Origin of the sequence: Pedobacter xixiisoli (genome assembly GCF_900215335.1) — a bacterium.
Lineage (GTDB): Bacteria > Bacteroidota > Bacteroidia > Sphingobacteriales > Sphingobacteriaceae > Pedobacter > Pedobacter xixiisoli.
The window spans coordinates 773,755-792,924 of the sequence record NZ_OCMT01000001.1 but is presented as its reverse complement, the minus strand read 5'-3'; the positions used below and the strand labels follow the sequence as shown (position 1 = coordinate 792,924).

13 protein-coding genes and 1 tRNA gene are annotated in these 19,170 nt (G+C 38.3%); 2 read left to right on the top strand and 12 right to left on the bottom strand.

Annotated elements, in window-relative coordinates:
• Positions 1–95: 95 nt before the first annotated feature.
• Positions 96–791: a hypothetical protein gene (locus CRO54_RS03135; RefSeq protein ID WP_138765733.1), complete on the top strand. Its 696-nt coding sequence runs from the start codon at positions 96–98 to the stop codon at positions 789–791.
• Positions 792–804: 13 nt separating this feature from the next.
• Here the strand turns inward: CRO54_RS03135 and CRO54_RS03130 are convergent, their stop codons facing one another.
• Positions 805–1,032 carry a helix-turn-helix domain-containing protein gene (locus tag CRO54_RS03130; protein WP_097128587.1) on the bottom strand — a complete coding sequence of 76 codons (228 nt, stop codon included), beginning with the start codon at positions 1,030–1,032 and terminating at the stop codon, positions 805–807.
• Positions 1,033–1,133: 101 nt separating this feature from the next.
• On the opposite strand from CRO54_RS03130, the gene CRO54_RS03125 reads away from it, so the two are divergent.
• Complete coding sequence (locus CRO54_RS03125) at positions 1,134–1,601, top strand: hypothetical protein (RefSeq protein ID WP_097128585.1); 468 nt, start codon at positions 1,134–1,136, stop codon at positions 1,599–1,601.
• 98 nt (positions 1,602–1,699) lie between these two features.
• Here the strand turns inward: CRO54_RS03125 and CRO54_RS03120 are convergent.
• The 11 genes from CRO54_RS03120 to CRO54_RS03075 all read right to left on the bottom strand — a co-directional run bounded on the left by CRO54_RS03120 (position 1,700) and on the right by CRO54_RS03075 (position 19,144).
• Positions 1,700–1,773, bottom strand: a tRNA-Arg gene (locus CRO54_RS03120).
• Positions 1,774–1,869: 96 nt separating this feature from the next.
• Complete coding sequence (gene uxuA, locus CRO54_RS03115) at positions 1,870–3,045, bottom strand: mannonate dehydratase (RefSeq protein WP_097128582.1); 1,176 nt, start codon at positions 3,043–3,045, stop codon at positions 1,870–1,872.
• A 184-nt stretch (positions 3,046–3,229) separates the two neighbouring features.
• Entirely contained in the window at positions 3,230–6,154 is a 2,925-nt protein-coding gene (locus CRO54_RS03110) for a DEAD/DEAH box helicase (RefSeq protein WP_097128580.1), read from the bottom strand.
• Between the two features lie 203 nt (positions 6,155–6,357).
• Entirely contained in the window at positions 6,358–6,798 is a 441-nt protein-coding gene (locus tag CRO54_RS03105; protein ID WP_097128578.1) for a hypothetical protein, read from the bottom strand.
• Between the two features lie 77 nt (positions 6,799–6,875).
• The gene (locus CRO54_RS21015; RefSeq protein ID WP_138765732.1) at positions 6,876–7,070 is read right to left on the bottom strand and encodes a hypothetical protein; all 195 of its coding nucleotides are present in this window, start codon (positions 7,068–7,070) and stop codon (positions 6,876–6,878) included.
• A gap of 58 nt (positions 7,071–7,128) precedes the next feature.
• Positions 7,129–9,162, bottom strand: a complete 2,034-nt coding sequence (locus CRO54_RS03100) for an FUSC family membrane protein (protein WP_097128576.1) — start codon at positions 9,160–9,162, stop codon at positions 7,129–7,131.
• 422 nt (positions 9,163–9,584) lie between these two features.
• The gene (locus CRO54_RS03095) at positions 9,585–10,763 is read right to left on the bottom strand and encodes a glycoside hydrolase family 88 protein (RefSeq protein WP_097128574.1); all 1,179 of its coding nucleotides are present in this window, start codon (positions 10,761–10,763) and stop codon (positions 9,585–9,587) included.
• Between the two features lie 135 nt (positions 10,764–10,898).
• Positions 10,899–12,401, bottom strand: a complete 1,503-nt coding sequence (locus CRO54_RS03090; RefSeq protein WP_097128572.1) for a hypothetical protein — start codon at positions 12,399–12,401, stop codon at positions 10,899–10,901.
• A 1-nt stretch (position 12,402) separates the two neighbouring features.
• Complete coding sequence (locus CRO54_RS03085) at positions 12,403–13,566, bottom strand: alginate lyase family protein (RefSeq protein ID WP_097128570.1); 1,164 nt, start codon at positions 13,564–13,566, stop codon at positions 12,403–12,405.
• 83 nt (positions 13,567–13,649) lie between these two features.
• Positions 13,650–16,115 carry a glycoside hydrolase family 2 TIM barrel-domain containing protein gene (locus CRO54_RS03080; RefSeq protein ID WP_097128567.1) on the bottom strand — a complete coding sequence of 822 codons (2,466 nt, stop codon included), beginning with the start codon at positions 16,113–16,115 and terminating at the stop codon, positions 13,650–13,652.
• A 368-nt stretch (positions 16,116–16,483) separates the two neighbouring features.
• Positions 16,484–19,144 (bottom strand): glycoside hydrolase family 2 TIM barrel-domain containing protein, encoded by a 2,661-nt coding sequence (locus tag CRO54_RS03075; RefSeq protein WP_097128564.1) that lies wholly within the window; start codon positions 19,142–19,144, stop codon positions 16,484–16,486.
• Positions 19,145–19,170: the final 26 nt, after the last annotated feature.

Genomic DNA, 19,170 nt, shown 5'->3' with positions numbered 1-19,170 from the left:
CTTGGACGAGATAAAACAAATGTTGGAAAACGTTTAAGACTTGAGGGCTTAAAACGAAAAGAACATTTTTAATATCTTAGTTCTTTAATTACAGATTGAAAAAACAAGTTATATTTATGAATTTTAAGCATCTATTTTTAGGCTTCTTAATTACCATTTTTCTCACTATTGTATCACTTTACACACTACAACTACCGGCACAAGCATACTCCTTTAGTTTAGGAGATAAAACATCTGATATAGTGACTTCCATTAGTGGAATAGTAAGCCCTCTTTTGACTATTGTATCAATTATCTTTCTTTACCTCGCGTTTAACAAGCAGCTAGAAGCAAACAAACAATTAAAAATAGATGGAGAAGAGCAGGCTAAATTAAATAAAATTCAAACTCAAAAGATGGATGCGGAATACGTTTTGATGTTCTATGAACGATTTATGAAAGATTTAGATGCCTTTATTTTTCAGAAGCCTGCTGGTGGAGGGGCTAATGAAACGGGACATAGAGGCTTTTTTAAATTCTGTGTCTATGCATCTAACTATAAAATTGACCATATTAAAGGAGCTCCAGAGCTGACGTACATGTTTTATCTTAGAGATAGTCTAATACTTTTAAAAGAGCAAATTAACCAGCTAGACAGCAACAATCCAATAAAAAAAAGACTTGAAAATAATTTAAGGTCATTTTTTTATGCTGTACTCTTTTATGGTTTAAGACAAATATTAGTAAACAAAGATGAAAACGACCCAATCACTCAAGAATTAATTGTGTTTTTCAAAGTTTACCCCAGTTAAATCATTACAAAAATCACAGAGGTTTTTCTGGTAAAAAATCTCTTGGGCTACACCCTAAAACAATCGCCAATTTATTGAGATGTTTTAAATTATAGTGATTAGTATATTTGGAACTCTCTACCATCCCAATAAAGCCAACGGAGACATTTAATTCATTAGCAATATAGATTTGGCTAAAGCCTTTTTTCAGCCTTAACTCCTTAACTTTTGCTATTACATAATCATCAATTGATACGCTCATTCTCACTAATACATTAGTGTAGCAAAATCACTTTAATGAGAAAAAAACACAATCACTTATAAGTGAGATAATTTTTATTATTTTCGATAAAAATTTATATTATGAATAGATTAAAATTGACGATTATCTTTGCTGTATTAAGCCTTACGGCGTTCAGTCAAATAAAAAAAATCGAAGTAGCAAAAAAGGAAATTGTTGGTAAGATTGCACCCGGTGGAGCAATTACTTTGACTATGGAGTGTTACAGATATGAAGATGATACTTATTTATTTAGATACTTGGATACTAAATTTAGTAAAATTGAAGTTTGGAAGGATTTTAAAATAAAGTCTACAGAAGATTTTAACACTCTGTATAGCTACTTGGAGGAAGGATTTTCTAAAATGCCAGAAGAGGCCATGTTGTTGAATATTGGGGACGGTTATTTAATATTAAGATTTAGCAAATTTCTGGGTGGAAAGGTTGTTAAAATTGCTCATTCAACATCGGATAGCGAGACTGCTATTGTTGGTTATACAAACCTTTACACAGTAAAACAAATTAATAAACTGTTTGGAAAAACGAAATGAAGAAATTACGGAAGTAGTCGGATAAATAAAAAATTGTACCTTAAACCGTACCCTAAAAATAAAAAATCCTCTCTAGAGTTACTAGAGAGGATTTTTTGTACCCCCAACAGGATTCGAACCTGTGACCTACGGTTTAGAAAACCGGTGCTCTATCCAGCTGAGCTATGGAGGCCCTTATAAGGAAAACAAATAATTATCCGTTTTTCTTATGGTGGTGCAAAGATATAATTTCCTACAGATAAACTAAAAAAAAATGAAAATTTCTTTTCTAATAATTTCCAGTCACCCCTAATTCTAAGCCACGTAATTCTGCCAAGCCACGTAAACGACCTATGGCTGAGTAACCTGGGTTCGTAACTTTGTTCAAATCATCTAACATTTGGTGACCGTGATCTGGCCTAAATGGGATAGGTTCGCTACGTTTAGCATTTTCGGCAGCTACTACTTTCATCACTTCGTACATATTTACATCGCCACCCAAGTGGTCAGCTTCGTAAAAATTACCTTCTTCATCCTTGGTTACGTTACGTAGATGTAAGAAGTAAACACGCTCCTTAACTGCCTCAAAAATCTCTACTAAGTTATTTTTGGTGCCAGCACCAAGCGAACCCGTGCAATAGCAAATGCCGTTAAATGGTTGGTCTACCCTTTTTAAAATATCTAAAAAATCTTCCTTTGTACTGGCGATGCGAGGCAAGCCCAAAATTGGATACGGCGGATCATCTGGATGTATCGTCATCTTGATACCTAGTTCTGTACAAGTCTCTGCAATGCTCGATAGAAACCAAGCCAAGTTATCTCTCAAACCATCATGACCAATAGCTTTGTATTCGTTGATACTTGCTCTAAGCGTTTCTAATTCGATTTCTTTCTCGTTAGGAATCCCCATTAATACGTTGATTCTTAAGAAATCAATCTCCTCTTGGCTCATTGCAGCAAATTTAGCTTTTGCTTTTTCTAAAATTCCTGCCGGAAAATCAGCGGCGGCATCTTCCCTTTCCAAAATATAGATATCGAAAATGGCTAAATCAGTCCAGTTGAAATATAGTGCTTTGGCACCATTTGGCATTTCTAAGTCTAATTGCGTACGTGTCCAATCTAGTACTGGCATAAAGTTGTAGCAGATGGTTTTTAGGCCACAAGCCGCCAAATTCCGTAAAGATTGGTTGTAATTTTCGATGTATTTACCAGCATCAGCTCTGCGTGTTTTTATTGCTTCGTGAACGGGTACACTTTCTACCACGCTCCAAGTTAAACCTGCTGCTTCTATAATCGCTTTGCGTTCCTTGATATCTTCTAAAGGCCAAACATCGCCATGTGGGATATGATGTAATGCGCTTACGATACCTGAAGCCCCAGCCTGTCTAACGTCTTGTAATGATACTGGGTCGTTTGGACCGTACCAACGCCAAGTTTGTAATAGTTTATGTTTTTGGTTACTCATTTGCTATTTATAAATGGATAGTTCAAGTATACATATTTTAGAATATTTAAAATGATACCTCAGCTAAAATAGTTACGGAAACGTTAGCGTAGATATTGAGGGATCAGGAATTAGTAATCAGGGGTCAGGAAAACTGTTCATTAGTTCATTTGTCATTGGTTATTAATTACTGATCCATTGGTCATTAAATCAACCTCAATAAATCATCCTTAGAAAGCGATTTAAAAATAGAAGTTTCCGTTTTGATGAGATCGGTAACGAGTTCTTTCTTTTTCTCTTGCATCAGCATGATTTTCTCCTCGATGGTATCTGGACAGATCAGCCTCACCGCCATTACGTTTTTATGCTGACCAATGCGATAGGTTCTATCTATTGCCTGATTTTCTACCGCTGGATTCCACCAAGGATCGATGAGAAAAACATAATCTGCTTCGGTAAGGTTTAGCCCCACTCCTCCTGCTTTTAAACTGATCAGGAAAACCCTCATTTCTTCGTCCTGTTGAAACGAGTTGACTACAGCTTCTCGGTTTTTGGTCTGCCCGCTTAAATAGACAAAACGAATATTGCGCTCTTCCAAGGCTTCCTTCACTAAGTTCAGCATCCCCACAAACTGAGAAAAAACCAATATTTTATGGTAAGGCGCTTTACTTTCAATCTGCTCCAACAACACATCCATTTTAGCTGAAGCATTGTCGTAGAAAGTTTCTTTACTGAGCAATGCTGGAGAATTGCAGATTTGTCTCAATTTGGTGATGCCTTGCAGCACATGCATACTACTTTTGGTCAATTCGTCTTCCGAACGCCCCATCAAGTAATCCCTGATTTCGTTGCGACAGCTCTCGTAAATTTCCCTTTGCTTCTGCCCCATTTCGCAGTAAATCACCATTTCAGTTTTATCGGGCAGTTCCTGAGCAACTTGGGCCTTCGTTCTACGCAGAATAAAAGGTTTAATACGCTGTTGCAGTTCTTCTGCTCGCTTGGCATCGTTAAATTGGTCTATTGGTACAGAATATTGCTGTCTGAAATGTTCTCTATTTCCCAATAAGCCAGTACAAGCAAAAGAGAGCTGACCATATAGATCGAAAGTATTATTTTCTATTGGCGTACCTGTAAGCACAACTTTATTTCTTGATTGCAATAGCCTAACTGCCTTATAACGCTGCGAATCTGGATTTTTAATCAACTGAGATTCATCTAAGAAAATATAATTGAAGTGATATTCCTTTAACCAAGCTACATCTGCCAGTAAAGTACCATAAGAGGTAAGCACCACCTGATATTTATCGAAACCTTTCAGTTGTTTTACCCGATTAGCACCATAAATGGTAGTTACTTTTAGCGTTGGCGCAAACTTCTTAATCTCCTGTTGCCAATTGAACACCAACGATGCTGGCACCACAATCAAATTGGTGTTTCGATCTACTTTTTCCTGTTGAGAAAGGATAAACGCTAAAATCTGTATCGTTTTACCCAAGCCCATATCATCCGCTAAACAACCGCCAAAATTGAAAGTATCTAAAAAGTTCAACCAATTCAGTCCTTCTTTTTGGTAGCCGCGTAAAGTTGTATTTAATGTGCTTGGCACTTCGGTTTGATCGATATGTTCGAAACTTGCCAATTTAGAGCGATAAAGCTGTAAACGTTCTTTTGCGTCGATGCTGAGCAAGGCTTCTTCATACAGTTCTTCTACCGCCGAATAATTGATGTTTGGTGTATGCAGTGTCTCTTCCGAGATTTCTGCAGCACCAAAATAACCTTCAAACTTCTTCAGCCATTCATCTGGTAAGATTCCGATGGTTCCATCATCCAAAGGCACAAATTTACTTTTGTTTCTGATGGACTTATGCAGATGCTTTAACGATACCGTTTGTTTGTTGAACTGTACCTTAATTGCGGTTTCGAACCAATCTATACCACTGATGACATGGATAGCTATGTTGGCTTTAAATGGACTCAAGCGATTATCTTTCAAACCGTTAAAACCTAAAATAGCAATTCCCTTACTACGCCAAGCTTCAAAAGCTTCTAAAAACCATTCTGGCGACAGAAAATGTTTGCGATGCATGTAAAAACAATCAGCATGGCGTTGCTCCGAAAACTCAACGGCCTGTTCCTCAAAATAGGGATGCATCTTAGCGATATCGGTAATGAATTGTAGTTCACGTTCCGCATCTCGTTGTAGCGTAAACATTTGTCCACGCTTATCTTTCGCTTTGATTTGTTTTTGGGAGATAATTGGAATTTCGAGTGCTCCGTAACGCATTACTGGTGTAAGCAGCACATAATCTTCCGACTCAGTTAAATAAATGAGTTGCTCGTTTTCTAAATCAAAACCTTGTTCTACCATTTGATTTTTGGTAGCAGGTTTCAGAAACGAATAATTAATTTTCACTTTCTCTTCCAACGCTTCGAGAATGTTTTCTTGGAAATCTTCGTATAACTCTCGTTCCAACACCAATTGGTTGCGATGTTGTTTAAAAAAATCAATTAGCGAAAGAAAAAATGGATCTTTAACGAGGTATAACTGTTGCTTAATCTGTACAAAATACTGATAACGCAATTCCACAGTTTCTAGCGCAAAGGATTTACCGTTTAAATGTAAAACACCTTCTATGGCAAATTGGTCTGCCCTTTCATCTACATTCAGTTCAAAATCTGGTTTCAGTACAGACAAATCAATACCAACCACAGAACTGGCGTTTACACTCGCAGAAACTTTCTCGTCGTGCAGGTAAACTGGTAGCTTTAGAGGATTAACCACTATTGCTTTTAATGCCTCTACATCCGAAACTGCTTGGCTTTCTTGATAATGGTTTTTGAACTTACTTACCGCAGCAAAAAATTTCAGTTCCTGTTGATCTTCAGTTTTCCAAATCAGGTCTAGCGGATCTACCACTTGCAGTGGATTTTTGAGTTTTCCGTGCTTGGTCTGCTCGGCACTTACCAATTCTATTACCAAATGGCGGTAGTGGCGGTGGCGACTGAAAACGAGCACCAAATTTGCAGGATGAATTTGAGGTGTTAAGCGCTTTGAGTTTCCTTTTTTGATGACAGGCAACAGCTTATCATAATTGAGCTCAAGTTTTATATCATCTTCTCTTTCCTGCATTGATATTTTTTGGTGGAGCAAAGATAGGGATTATTGGTTATTTGATGATTTTGTAAATTTGTGATTTGATTATTGATTATTTTATTGTTTACCGCAGATTCTCGCTGATGTAAAACGCAGATTCACGCAGATTTAGCCTTTGCTTTCTTTCCAGTTACTTAAAAATCTTTGCGGTAAAAATATCAACATAGATTAAAGAAATGCTATTGATCACTTCTTACAAATACCAAACGCTTTTTATCTTTAAAATCAATGGGTACAGATGGGTCAAAGTGCGGAATACCAACAGTGAGCTTCATTAATCCTTCACCCATTACCAATGTATCTTTTTTCACGAGGAATGCTACAGGTTTACGCTTCCACTCCAATTGGTAATGCTTAAAATGAAACTCCCCTATCAAGGTATCTCCTTTCACAACACCTTTTACCTGCCCAGAATCTATGTTATCGCCGCCGTTTCCGATACGTAAATAACCACTGAAAATCTTCTTAGATTTATTGATGACTACAACGGCACTATCATACTCGTAATGAGAAATATATTTAATGTACGTAAGTTTAGTGGGTTGGTTATTTCTGCCATTACAAGCTATCAACAACATCGACAGTACTAACTGAAAAGATAAGGGTTTTAGGATTGCCATGCCGTAAATTAAGGCAATACTTTCTTATTTAAAAACAGCCAAGCTTGCTTTTACTTAACTAAAACTAAATCAGGGGCTTATTTCTTGGTGGTATCCAAATTAACTGTATCTATGCCCAAACTATCAGCATCGGTAGTTTTGATAGCTAAACTATCTGAAACCGCAGGGCTATCTAAAGCTATGGTATCATTTGCATTCCCTGAACGGTCTGAGCTGCAAGCTGTCCACATTAAACCTACCAATGCCATTACGAACAAATATCTTCTTTTCATCACCTTTGATTGAGTTAAAACTAGCATTACAACAATTTTTGGCGAAGCTTGTTCTGTCTCAACTATTTTTTTGAATACTTGCTAAGTAGCTTGATACTTCTAACAGGTTCAACGGCTGTTCTCCCCAAGAAGGTAAATCGATGGATTGTTTTAAATTGAGTTGTCTAATATGAATTAACGACTGTTCCAAGTTGTTTTGAATGCTCACGATTTCCGTTTGTAATAATGAAGCCTTATCTAATTTTTGCAGACCAGCAAACGTAGCCGTAAGCACATTGAACTGGTAGTTAAAAAGTTGAACACGCTTTATCAACGACCAATTGAGCTGTTTTTTGAAGGGTTCTTTTTGCGCTGCTTGTATGGCTTCACTTAGCGCAGATAATTGTTGGTGGCTTAATTTCCTAGCTAACCGAGTTTGATGTATTGCTTCTAAATCGTGAGGTTTCAAATTAACTACCGACTGGAAATATAGCAGGTTTGCTTTGGTGACTTCGGTCATTAATTGGATTAACCTTGGAGCGTTCCAAATAGGGAATACAAATGTGGCGCCCAAGCACAGCAATACACCAACGATGGTAAATATGGCTCTATCAGAAATGAGTTTCCATAAATTGCCATCGTAAACATTGAGACACAAAATAACCGCTACCGTAATACAAAGCGCACTTATGCTGTAGGCAACTCTGTTAAATGCAAAAAATCCGAACAGTCCAAATACACTTACAGTCAGTTGTAAGGGAATACCCGCATACTGGCTTAAACACCAGCCTATGAGCAAACCGATAGCCGTACCACCTACCCTTTCTGCATTTCGTTTCATGGTCTGTCCGTAACTAGGTCTACTGACAATTACCATAGTTAAAAGCAACCAATAGCTATAATGCTCGTGGGTTAACCAAGTAATTAGTATCATAGCTACCAAACAAAGTGCAGATAAACGCAGCGAAAATCGGAATATGGGGGAGCTTAAAGAAAAATGGCTGCGTATTGCCTTAGCTTGCACTGGCGTTAAGGTTAAAAAATCCTGATAACGCTCGGTATTTTCTTCTAATTGGTTTACTACTGTATTTTGATGAATAGCTACAATTAAAGTATAAATTTCATCAATATTGGCTACGATTTGTTTAAGCAACGTTTTTTTATCCCCTTCTAGTGTTTCCGCCCGTCGAAGCAAAGCGATATGCAAATCTTCGAATTGAGTGATAGAAAGTTGATGATTTGGCTTAATGAGCACGTTAGCCAACAGCTCTATGCTTTGCTGAATAAATGGTAGCACACCTGTATTTTCAAACTGTTTACGCAAATACGGATAGTCGTAATGTACCGCACTTACCTGTTCGTACAAATCAATCAGATTAATAGCTTTCTCCAAGTAAACCCCACCTTTAGCATTTAACTGGCGGATGGCTCTACGGTCGCTTAACAGCAGCTGTCTCATCAATTCGTGATGATTTGCCAGTTTTAGATGCAAACGCATGTTACGTTGATTAAAACCTGATAAGCTTATTTCTGGGTTATAGCCTTGCGCCCTCAAATTCAATAAAGCGGCTGTTTCTCGCTCGGTTTGGGCAATGGCTCTACTCAACGAGCGGTAAGGGAATATTGAAATTTGGACTAAGCTAATGACGTAGTACCAAACACCACCCCAAAAAATATAATTGCCATAAAGCAGTGCGTCTTTTGGCTTTAATCCAATAGTAAAAGTAGCCAGAATAATGCCCATTAATCCTATACCAGCCATACGTTGCCCCATTACCGCCGACATGGTAAGTATAAAAGTGATGAGTACCACCACTACAATCATTAGCATGGGAATGGCAGTGCTCCAAGCAGTTAAAATAGCTACAATTGTAAAAATCAGTATGCTAATCCAAGCGGCTTTAAACTTATCACTACGGTTGCCAGCCAAATCGGTCATGCAAATCATTAATGCACCAATGCCTACGCCTATACCCGTTGTTGGCCAGCCCATTCTGTAGAAAACAATAATGGGCAAAATAACTGATAGAGTGTTACGCAAGGCATCTACCGTGTGCTCGCTAGTGAATAAGCGCTTTATTGCCGAGAAAAATTGCTTGAAGGAGTACCACATTTTAGCCGGCAAAGGTAAGGTTTTTAGTGGTCAGTTTTGAGGTGTTAGGTATCAGTTTCCGGATACTGTTTTGGTTATTGGTTCATTAGCTTCTCGAAGTTTCGGATTTTGACAGTAATGGAGAAATCTTTAAACAATCTATCGAAAGAGATGTAATATCCAAAGATCTCTCCGCTACGGTGGAGATGGCGGGATTAGGTAAGAAAGATGCTTTTAGCCTTAAAAAAATGTCTGACTTCTTAGTTTTAACTTACTCTTACATTTGCCCGCAGATCTTCGCAGATGGACACGCTGATTTAATAAGAGATAAAAACTGATTCCTGACTTTTTATACCTAGTACACTCATTTTTTCCCCGCAGATTTTCGCTGATGCAAACGCAGATTTAATAAGAGATAAACACTGATTCCTGACCACTGATTCCTAAAAATTGAACTTCCCTTGATACCTGCGTAATGCTTCGATGTAGTAATAATCTGCATAATTAATAGGCACATCAATTTCAGAATTGTTCGGACGGTGACCTGTGCTATGTTCTAAAATAAAACCATAATTATCGCCAATTTTACTTGTGTAAGCGGTACTTAACGAGTGTAAAATTTGATCTGCCGCTGCTTTATAGGTTTTTGCGTTTTTGCTATACTTTGCCAATTCGTACAATGCCGAAGCCGTGATAGCTGCTGCAGAAGCATCTTTAGAGACATTCGGAATTTGCGGGTCATTGTAATCCCAATATGGAATACCGTCTGCTGGGGTACTTTTATTGTTAAGGATGTATTTAGCTATAGCATCTGCCTGAGCTAAATATTTATCACTTTTGGTATAACGGAACATCAATGTGTAGCCATACAAGCCCCAAGCTTGTCCCCTCGCCCAAGAAGATTCGTCGGCATAACCTTGTGCAGTAGTTTTCTTGATTACACCGCCTTTGTTTACATCGTAATCTACTACGTGATAAGAGCTAAAATCTGGTCGGTAATGATTTTTAATGGTGTTATCGGCATGAGAGATCGCAATTTTATAGAACGATGAATCACCAGTGAATTTAGTGGCCTCAAACAGTAATTCTAAGTTCATCATGTTGTCGATAATTACTGGATAATCCCATTTAGTGCCGCTATGGTCCCAAGAACGGATAACCCCAACTTTGGGATTAAAACGAGTGGATAGCGATTTTGCCGCTTGGATAATCACCGATTTATAGGCGGTATCTTTAGTCACACGGTAGCCATTACCAAACGGGCAATATATCATAAAACCTAAATCGTGGGTACCTTTATTGAACTGCTCTTTCTTAATATCTTCGGTATATTTCTTGGCCAATTCTAACCATTTTTTGTCTTTGGTATATTCGTAGAAATACCACAGCTCCCCAGGGAAAAATCCGCTGGTCCAATCCCTAGAAACCACCATTTTAAGTTGTCCCTTCTCTACTGTACGTGGAGATACCAAATTGGGTTTTATTTTTCTAGCAGAATCTACGTTCTTGATTAGTACATCTGTTCGTTGCGCAGCAGCTTTAAAAGCTCTAGGAACGTCTATTTTCTGTGCTTGTACGCTAATTGTAGCTAATAAGAGCGCTGCTGTGATTTTTAATTTCATACGTTGTTATTTTAATAATTTTAGTTCTATTATTATAATACCCCGCCCGTTGGGCACCCCTCTAAGAGAGGGGAATTAGCAACCATCATTCCCCTCTCTTAGAGGGGTGGTCGAAGACCGGGGTGTTTTAGCATCCTATTTTATTCTATCTGCCAACTGTTTGACGTATAATGATGGCACAATTATCCCTTTTCCATTTAAACCTTCCCACATACCATCTGGGCGGCCCTTCAATCTACCTTCGCTTTTCTCGGCTTTGATTCCAATTGCATAGTTGTTTCCACTTGCATAAGGATTTTGCAGCGTTATTTTCCGAGCTTCGCAGTTCCATAACACTTGCGTTACGCCAGCCCAACCATGTCCTGTTCCCCAATTTCCTCGGTCTTGTACATTGATATCTCCATCGGTAATGATATTATCATATAACGTGCCTACCGCCCAACGATGATGCGGACCGATATCCGCTTTTGCGTTAGTTGATTTACAATTGTAAAAAACGTTTGGTCCCGATACCTTGGCACCAGTTACATAATCGTGGCGTCCTTCGTCTGCTGAACAATCTCTAACCAAATTCAACTGTCCATCATTATTGAAAGAGTATCTTCTACCGCCTTCTATCTTAGATTTTGGAGCTAATGAAGTACAACTTATAACAGTAATCTGTTTACTGTAAGTAGCAAGATTTACACAAGAATAACCAAAATATTTGCTCGTTACGTTGCTTACCCATGCGTTCTCCACTCTGTTTAGCCATACTGCATCCCAGCCATGGTTTTCATCCGTATCGCTTTGGTAAGCAGATTCCAACAACATATTCTCAATTCCTATTTCACTAATTCTCCCATCAAAAGTGTATTTGTAGATTTCGCCACCACCATACTGTGTTTCCATCGCCATTACCACAGGATTATCAATAAATATTTGATTGCCTTTTATTGCAGTGATTTTTCTTTCGAATTGTAAACCGTAATCTTCTGCGTTCCATTGGACGGTTCCCTCACGAGCTTCAATTTGGTTCATTTTTAAATCTTCTATCCACTTTGTGGTACCTGGACGGAAAACTACAATATCATCGCCAACTTTAAACTGAGCTGCGTTAGCTACCTTAAAAAACTTTGTACCCACAGGCACATAAGCATCTGTAATTTTCGTTCTTGTTTGCGGTACTTCTTTAGGTTTTCCGTTGCCATTTACGCTAATCAGTTTACGCTGACCAGTTCCTGTAGCCACCAATTTAGTCGATAAACCTTCGCCCCGCAATACAATCCCACTTGCATTGATATTGATAGTTCCAGGAATTTCATAAGTTCCTTTTTTCAGCAATATTGCTCCTCGTATACCATCTTTATTGAGTGGCATTTTTGCTAGTTCGTTAATAGCTCCCTGTATTTGTTGTTGGTCGTTAATGCCATTTGACGATAGTTCTTTTACCACTTTAACTTGCGGAATTGCTTTATCACCTTGATGGTAACCTACTCGACTAAAATCGGGAATGATATCGCCTTTGGCATCGGGCACATAAGTTAGATTTCCAGCTTTGTTTAATTTTACAAATTTAGATTGCCATGTTTGCGCCTGCGCCTTGTTAGCAAAAAGCAGGATTGCTATAGAACCAAGAAAGAATAATTTCATTTTCATGCTATAACCAAATTAATGGATGTCTAATTGGCAAATTCCTGACTACCTCTTCGTTAGTTGGTTTTAAATCTAAGCTTTTCCATGTGTTAAACCATGTTTGTTCGCCAAAGTAATTTGCACCAAATAGCAAAAATGGTTGTGCCACTGGCCAGTTTTCCCAAAACATGATGTCTGGTTTTAAAGGCCATTTAGATCTATCAGCGATGTATGGATATAGGTATTCCAATCCTTTTTTAATCGACTTCCCATCAGCAGTTTGATATGTCCATAAGTTATCTTTTGGTGTAGATAGCATTTGGCACAGCATTACCATCGCATCCAAATTAAAAATGGAATAACCATAAGGTTTGGTACGAGCTAACTCCAACGGAAAACCACCATCCGCAGCCATTTGATTAGGCAGAAACACATTTCTATAGCGTAATCTGAGCGAATCTAGCATAGGCTGGTCGTTTACCAATTTGGCGAAAGAAGCTGTTTGCATAGCCCAAGTAGTACCATGATTGTTTTTCGCATTCTTCTCGGCAATACCATTTTTACTGGTATTTAACCAAAGGATATAATCAGCAAACCATCTTTTGATGGTAATTAAGTTGGCCTTATCGAAAGATTTGGCTTTTTCCATCACCATGATCCCTTGTGCTACTTCCATTAAATGGATAGTGTCAATGATGCCAATACTTCGACCTGTGTATAAACCTTGTATAGCTTGTGCATAAGCTAAGTTTGGATTCATTAACGTTTCTTGATTAACGAACCAAGCCTTTAAATGCACTAGAGCTTGCTTTACATATTTTTCATCGCCAGTTATTTGGTAGGCAGAAGCCAAAGCACCAATAATTTCACTGAAACGAATCATTGCGTAGCGATGTGCCACGAAATTGTTAGGATTGGTTTCTCCATCTCTTTGAATATACGGTCCATTGGGATTTGCAGGGTTTGGCCACCAATAATCTCCTTCGGAAAAGAAATCGTGTTTACCACCAGCGCTACGTGGAGAACTTTCGGCAGTTACTGTAACTGATTTTTGTTGCATTGCCCATTCGGCTTCTTTTAACACCTGTACTTTTAATATCTGGGTAGCCTGTGTCTTAAATGTATTTTGTGCAAAGGCGATATTTATCGTTGCCACAAACAGTAGCATTTTCCATAAGTGTCTCTTCATTATTGCGGATTAAAATACGCGTTGGCGAGGACGCCAACGCATGAATTTGCTTTCTTGTTGGTGTCCCCGCCAACATTTATAATTTACTTCTCAATCGTTAAAAATTCAGTTGACAAACCATTTGCACTTACTGAAACTACATTCTTTTGGCTATTAGTTTTTAAGCTAATTACCGCCCTTCCATTGTAAAGTTGAACTTTAGAAGCAGCAGTTGAAGTACCTTGATTTTTAATTAGTTCACCATCACCAATTAAATTAAACTTAACCTCATTTGCAGCATCTAAGCAAAGTACATTGTTAGCGTCGTAAGCCTTAACTTCAACAGTAGCTACACCATCAGCTTCGCTTATTTTTTGAAGCACCAACTTCGCTGGCTTGCCCCATTTCTCTGATTGATATTCCTGCGTAATTTCGTCCGTTACGGTTACCTTTCCTATTTTGGCAACCACTTTGATTTCGTAAGTGCCTTTTTGCATCGGCACCAACCAGCGTAAACCCGCAGCAGGGAAATCTTGACTATTACGTTTCTTCATACCAAAGCTTTTTCCGTTCACAAAAAGCTCGGCTTCATCGCAATTCGAATAAACTTTTACCATTTTCTCTTCGCCTTCAGCTCCCCAGCGTACCGGCCAAGAGTGACCGTAAATATGTGCCATCGGTTTATCGGTCCAATAAGATTGAAAAATATAGAAGGATTCTTTTTTGGTGAAATCACGTTCTACTACACCTTTTTGGTTCACATAAGGAACTGGATTTTCTGGGCGGATGGGTGTACTGAAATCTTTAAATGGCCAATATGCGGTACCTGTTAACCAAGGCATGGTTTCTTGTTCTTTCAAATGCCAGTCGATGAGGTTTGCCATATAACTTTCACTCCAATCACCATCTTTACTTACCCTTGCACCACCACCATAAAGAGAAGCATCACCAGCTCTTTCATCGGCACCTACGCCAACCTTAATTTTTGCCAAAGCATTATCTGGATTTTCTGAGTGGCGACGAGCATGACTATCTCCGCCCCATTCTACGTGTAAAAAGCGTTCCGATTTATCGAACTCCCCTTTTGAAACATCTTTATATTCTGTGTAGTTACCACGATACCAACCCGCCCAAATAGATGGCGAATACACATCTACAATGTCTCTACAGAAATCGCAACGTCTAATTGCTGTACTTCTCGATGCGTCCAATTTGTGAGATAAATCGTTCAGTTCTTTCATGTAAGTTCTGATTTTTTCTTTATCAAATTCACTGAAATCGCCAGGCCAATCGTTCTCATTACCCAAGCCCCAAATGATTATAGATGGATGGTTATAATGTTGTTCAATCATATTGGTGAGCATTCTTTTGCCTTGCGCTTGGTAAACGGCTCCGCCCAAACCACCGCGGCACCAAGGAATTTCTTCCCAAACTAAAATCCCCAAGCTATCGCATAAATCTAAAATGATACGAGATTGTTGATAATGCCCTAAACGGATGAAATTGACCCCCATTTCTTTCATCATCTTCATTTCGGTAATCATCATTTCTTCAGTCATTGCCGCAGCTACGCCAGCATGGTCTTCATGCCGATGCGTACCACGCAACAACACTCGCTTGCCATTTAAGGTAAACGGACCTTTCTTTACAAATTCGAAGTGCCTGAAGCCTATTTTTTGTGTAGTAAGATACGTTTGTCCGTTAGCAGTTACACTTATTTTTACTTCATATTGCTGTGGCGTTTCAATCGACCACAATTTTGGTGATTTTAAATTGGTTTCTGCTAGCAATTCATCGCCGCTAAAGCTGGTAATATTTTTATTAGTATTAAATACGATTTTACCGCTCGGGTCTACCAAGCTGATTTTAACATTGGCATCTTTTAACCCATCTTGATTTAGGAAACGAGCTTTTACCGTTACGTTTCCTTGTGCTCCTTTGGCATCAACCGTTGCATGGGCAAAAACTTTATCTATTGCTAATTGTGGATTGTAAACTAGGTTTAAGTAACGATAGATCCCTCCATAAACATTAAAATCGGATAAGCTAGAAGGCATCATTTCTAAATCACGAGAATTATCGCAACGGATGATTACGGGAACTTTCCCTTTAAACTGCGTTTTAAATAGAGGAGATTTTTTGAAAGCCGCTACTGCATCGGTAATATCTGCGGTCCATTCGTCATAGCCGCCAACGTGCTCTGCCACCTTCGTGGTGTGAATATAAACCTGAGTTTTCTGTCCCGCTCCTTCAAAATGCAACAAGGTCCTGCCGTTAGCATAAGGATTTTCGATATCCAAGTTAGTTCTATACCAACCTGCACCCTGATAATAGTGCACATCAGGGTCTACCGCATCAACTGCGTTAAAACAATGCGGCAAACTTGCCTTTTGCCAAAATGGGAGTTCTTCGGGGTTACCTTTTCCTACTGGGCGCACTGCTTCCCAAATACCGCCTAAATCTTGTTTTACAAATTCCCAATCTGCATTTAAACGCTTTGATTTTTGTGCTTGCACATATTGAAATGCAACAAGTAATAAAAGAACGGCTATTTTCAGTTTTTTTAACATACAAAGTATTTTTATTTGGTTAACCAATTGGTGATATGAAGCTACAAAACCTTATTGGCACAACAAACACTTACTTAATGTAGTATTTACACTAACATTCTTGCCCACTAAGGGCATTTTACAAAAGTCATTGCTTATAGCTGTAGTCATCAACTTAATAAGCACAGACTTCAAAAACAACAATATCAAACTCAAAACCAAACACTTAACATTAAAGACAAAACTTAAAGTTTTGTATAAAAAGTAAAACATAGCATTTTTAATGTTTATAATCCTATACCTATCAAGCTCATTAAATAGGTTAAAACTTAAGCAAAATATTTTTTCAGAAAACACGGAAACGTTTGCGAAAAAGCTATATTCTCCTTTTATTTAATCCTTCTTACTTGTAAAGCATTTAAAACTGGCTTGCCTGCAATACCTTTAAAATCCAATCTTATACCTTTATCGTCGGTAATTACGCAATCAAATTGTTGTTCTACTTTATGGGCTACACCATATTTAGCAGCAATATTTAGTGCCTTAATGACCAGCTTGCCATTCAAATAGACATCGAATATGCGCTGTGGCGGCACTTCCTTGCCTTCTGCGATTAAGCTATCTAAGTTATAGGGCAAAACAGATTGAATACCATTTCCCATCAGCTCTGCAAAGTGTAGAGTTACTTGGTATTTACCCTTTGGCACCTTCAATTCATAAGCATCTAGTCCTACCAACTGCGTTTGATAAATTGGGTCGTTTAAAGTGCCTTTGATATCCTTATCTGAGCCATATTGTTGCCTGCTACTATTTTTAATCTTAAAGGGCTCGCCCCCAATAGCTCCCCAACTGTTTTTTTCGAAAGCTTTACTTGGTAACCAAATCTGGTTTTTATCATCGATAAATTGCCTTTGAGACCCTAGTAATAGATTGAAAGACTTAGTAGCATTTAGAAATGCCTGTGGTTGTAAGATAAATTCGATGGTGGAATTGTCTTTATAAACCTTTCCGTTCTTATATGCCAATGCTTCCAACTCGTTCTTGCCAGCTTTAAAATCGATCTTCCAGCCAACTACTCCATCTATTACTGCTTTTTTTACTTGCTTTTTTCCGTTTACAACAAGCACAATGCTATCTAAATTACTGATTACACTTACCTGTTGTGCTGTTGTAGTTCCACCTCTTAATTTCCACGAACCGTCCCCTATTTTAATATAAGGCTGCTTGCTGAAGTGAGCTTTGTAAAGGAAGTAAGTGTTCTTAGGTTGCCTATCTAACGTTAGCAAACCTTTATTATTTACACTTGGCATGGTTTCACTCCTTGTTTCCGAGCTGAAATCGGATAGATTCCAAGCTGCTGCACCAGCAATGAAAGGTCGTTTCAAGATGTCTTTGATGTAAATTTGGTGGTATTCCATTCCATAAGCCAAACTTTTATCGAAACGAATTGGCTCATCTGAATGGATTCTTGGATCAACATCAGCACCATATTCGGTTATGATTAAAGGTTTATCGGGCATTGCCGCGTGAATACGGTCTAAGTTAGGTCCAAAATCCTCTGATTTACCACCATACCAACCTTGGTACAAGTTCCAGCCTACAATCATTGGTATTTTTACCAAACCTGCATTGGTGTAACCGTTTACATCACCATGGTTACTCATCATCGTATATCTCGTGGGGTCGGTTTTACGAGTAAGGTCTTCTAGCTGTTGGGCTAAATTTTCAATACTTTTTAAGTAGGTTTTCTTCCTCTCTGGTTCTTTATTATAGCGCATTTTCAACAATACTTCGTTCATATAGGCCCATATAATTACACTTGCATGGTTGTAATTCTGCTTAATCATTTCCAATTGCATGGCTTTACTGTTATTGTAAAAAGCTTCAGATTCGGTAATCTCATTTACTATTGGAATTTCTACCGAGGTTAAGATTCCCAAACTGTCGCAGGCATCTAAAACTGCTTGGTCTTGTGGATAATGGGCTACACGCAAAAAGTTACCGCCCATTTCTTTTAACAAGGTTACATCTCTTACTTGCAAGGCTGATGGCGCCGCATTTCCCATTTTGGCAAAATCTTGGTGTCGACTAGCACCAATCAGCTTTACTGATTTTCCATTCAAGAAGAAGCCTTTATTGGCATCGAAACTGAAGTAACGAAGACCAACACTTGTCTTTACTTCATCCAGCACTTTACCTGTTTTGTAGTCTGTTAATCTGGTAATCATCTGATAGCGGTAAGGATTTTCTGGCGACCACAGTACCGGATTCTTAACCATGATATTAGGCAATTGGAAGCTAATATCTTCGTTACTTGCACTTAGCCATTTAGCTTCTCCAACTTTATTACCTTTAGCATCAATCAATAAGGCATTAACCAATAGCTGTTTGATGTTGGTTTCATTAAGCAATTTCCCATCGACTTTGATAATAGCATTATTTTCACTAACGTTTTCTGCATGCACGTAAATGCCATTTGTACCATAAAGTTGGTCGGCAAAGTGTGCTTGGTCTACAATAGTTAACGATACGTTGCGGTACAAACCTCCGAAGAAAGTAAAATCAGCGGTTAGCGGTGGGATGTTATCGTTATGGCTGTTGTCAACCTTCACTAGCAGTTCATCCTTTCCGTCAAATTTCAAATGGTCTAAGGCGATGGTAAAACCTGTATATCCACCGATGTGATGACCAACCTTTTTACCATTTAAGAAAACCTCCGTTTCTTGATTTGCTGCTCCAAAATCGAGATAGATCTTTTTGTCCTTCCATGCTGGTTGTAAGTTTAACTTTTTCTTATAATAACCAACTCCACGGTAATAACCTGGCTCGTCATCTAACACATCAAAGGCATTCCACGTATGTGGGATATTTACCAATGTATATTTTAATTGAGTGTAACTTTTAGCTTTTTGGTGCTTAGCGAAATGCCAATTTTGGTTGATAGCTATCGTTTTACGGCTTTGTGCTATACTTTTAATAGGTGCAAATGCAAATGTAAAACATAAGATAAAAGTGGAATACGATATTAGTTTCTTGATAATAGGTGGCATTATTAAGTGCTAAGAAAAGCCATCTC

Excerpts from the sequence above, each read along its gene's own strand:
- uxuA (WP_097128582.1), bottom strand. The coding sequence starts at position 3,045 with ATGAGTAACCAAAAACATAAACTATTACAAACTTGGCGTTGGTACGGT.
- CRO54_RS03110 (WP_097128580.1), bottom strand. The coding sequence starts at position 6,154 with ATGCAGGAAAGAGAAGATGATATAAAACTTGAGCTCAATTATGATAAG.
- CRO54_RS03100 (WP_097128576.1), bottom strand. The coding sequence starts at position 9,162 with ATGTGGTACTCCTTCAAGCAATTTTTCTCGGCAATAAAGCGCTTATTC.
- CRO54_RS03130 (WP_097128587.1), bottom strand. The coding sequence starts at position 1,032 with ATGAGCGTATCAATTGATGATTATGTAATAGCAAAAGTTAAGGAGTTA.
- CRO54_RS03125 (WP_097128585.1), top strand. The coding sequence starts at position 1,134 with ATGAATAGATTAAAATTGACGATTATCTTTGCTGTATTAAGCCTTACG.
- CRO54_RS21015 (WP_138765732.1), bottom strand. The coding sequence starts at position 7,070 with ATGAAAAGAAGATATTTGTTCGTAATGGCATTGGTAGGTTTAATGTGG.
- CRO54_RS03080 (WP_097128567.1), bottom strand. The coding sequence starts at position 16,115 with ATGTTAAAAAAACTGAAAATAGCCGTTCTTTTATTACTTGTTGCATTT.
- CRO54_RS03105 (WP_097128578.1), bottom strand. The coding sequence starts at position 6,798 with ATGGCAATCCTAAAACCCTTATCTTTTCAGTTAGTACTGTCGATGTTG.
- CRO54_RS03085 (WP_097128570.1), bottom strand. The coding sequence starts at position 13,566 with ATGAAGAGACACTTATGGAAAATGCTACTGTTTGTGGCAACGATAAAT.
- CRO54_RS03075 (WP_097128564.1), bottom strand. The coding sequence starts at position 19,144 with ATGCCACCTATTATCAAGAAACTAATATCGTATTCCACTTTTATCTTA.
- CRO54_RS03095 (WP_097128574.1), bottom strand. The coding sequence starts at position 10,763 with ATGAAATTAAAAATCACAGCAGCGCTCTTATTAGCTACAATTAGCGTA.
- CRO54_RS03090 (WP_097128572.1), bottom strand. The coding sequence starts at position 12,401 with ATGAAAATGAAATTATTCTTTCTTGGTTCTATAGCAATCCTGCTTTTT.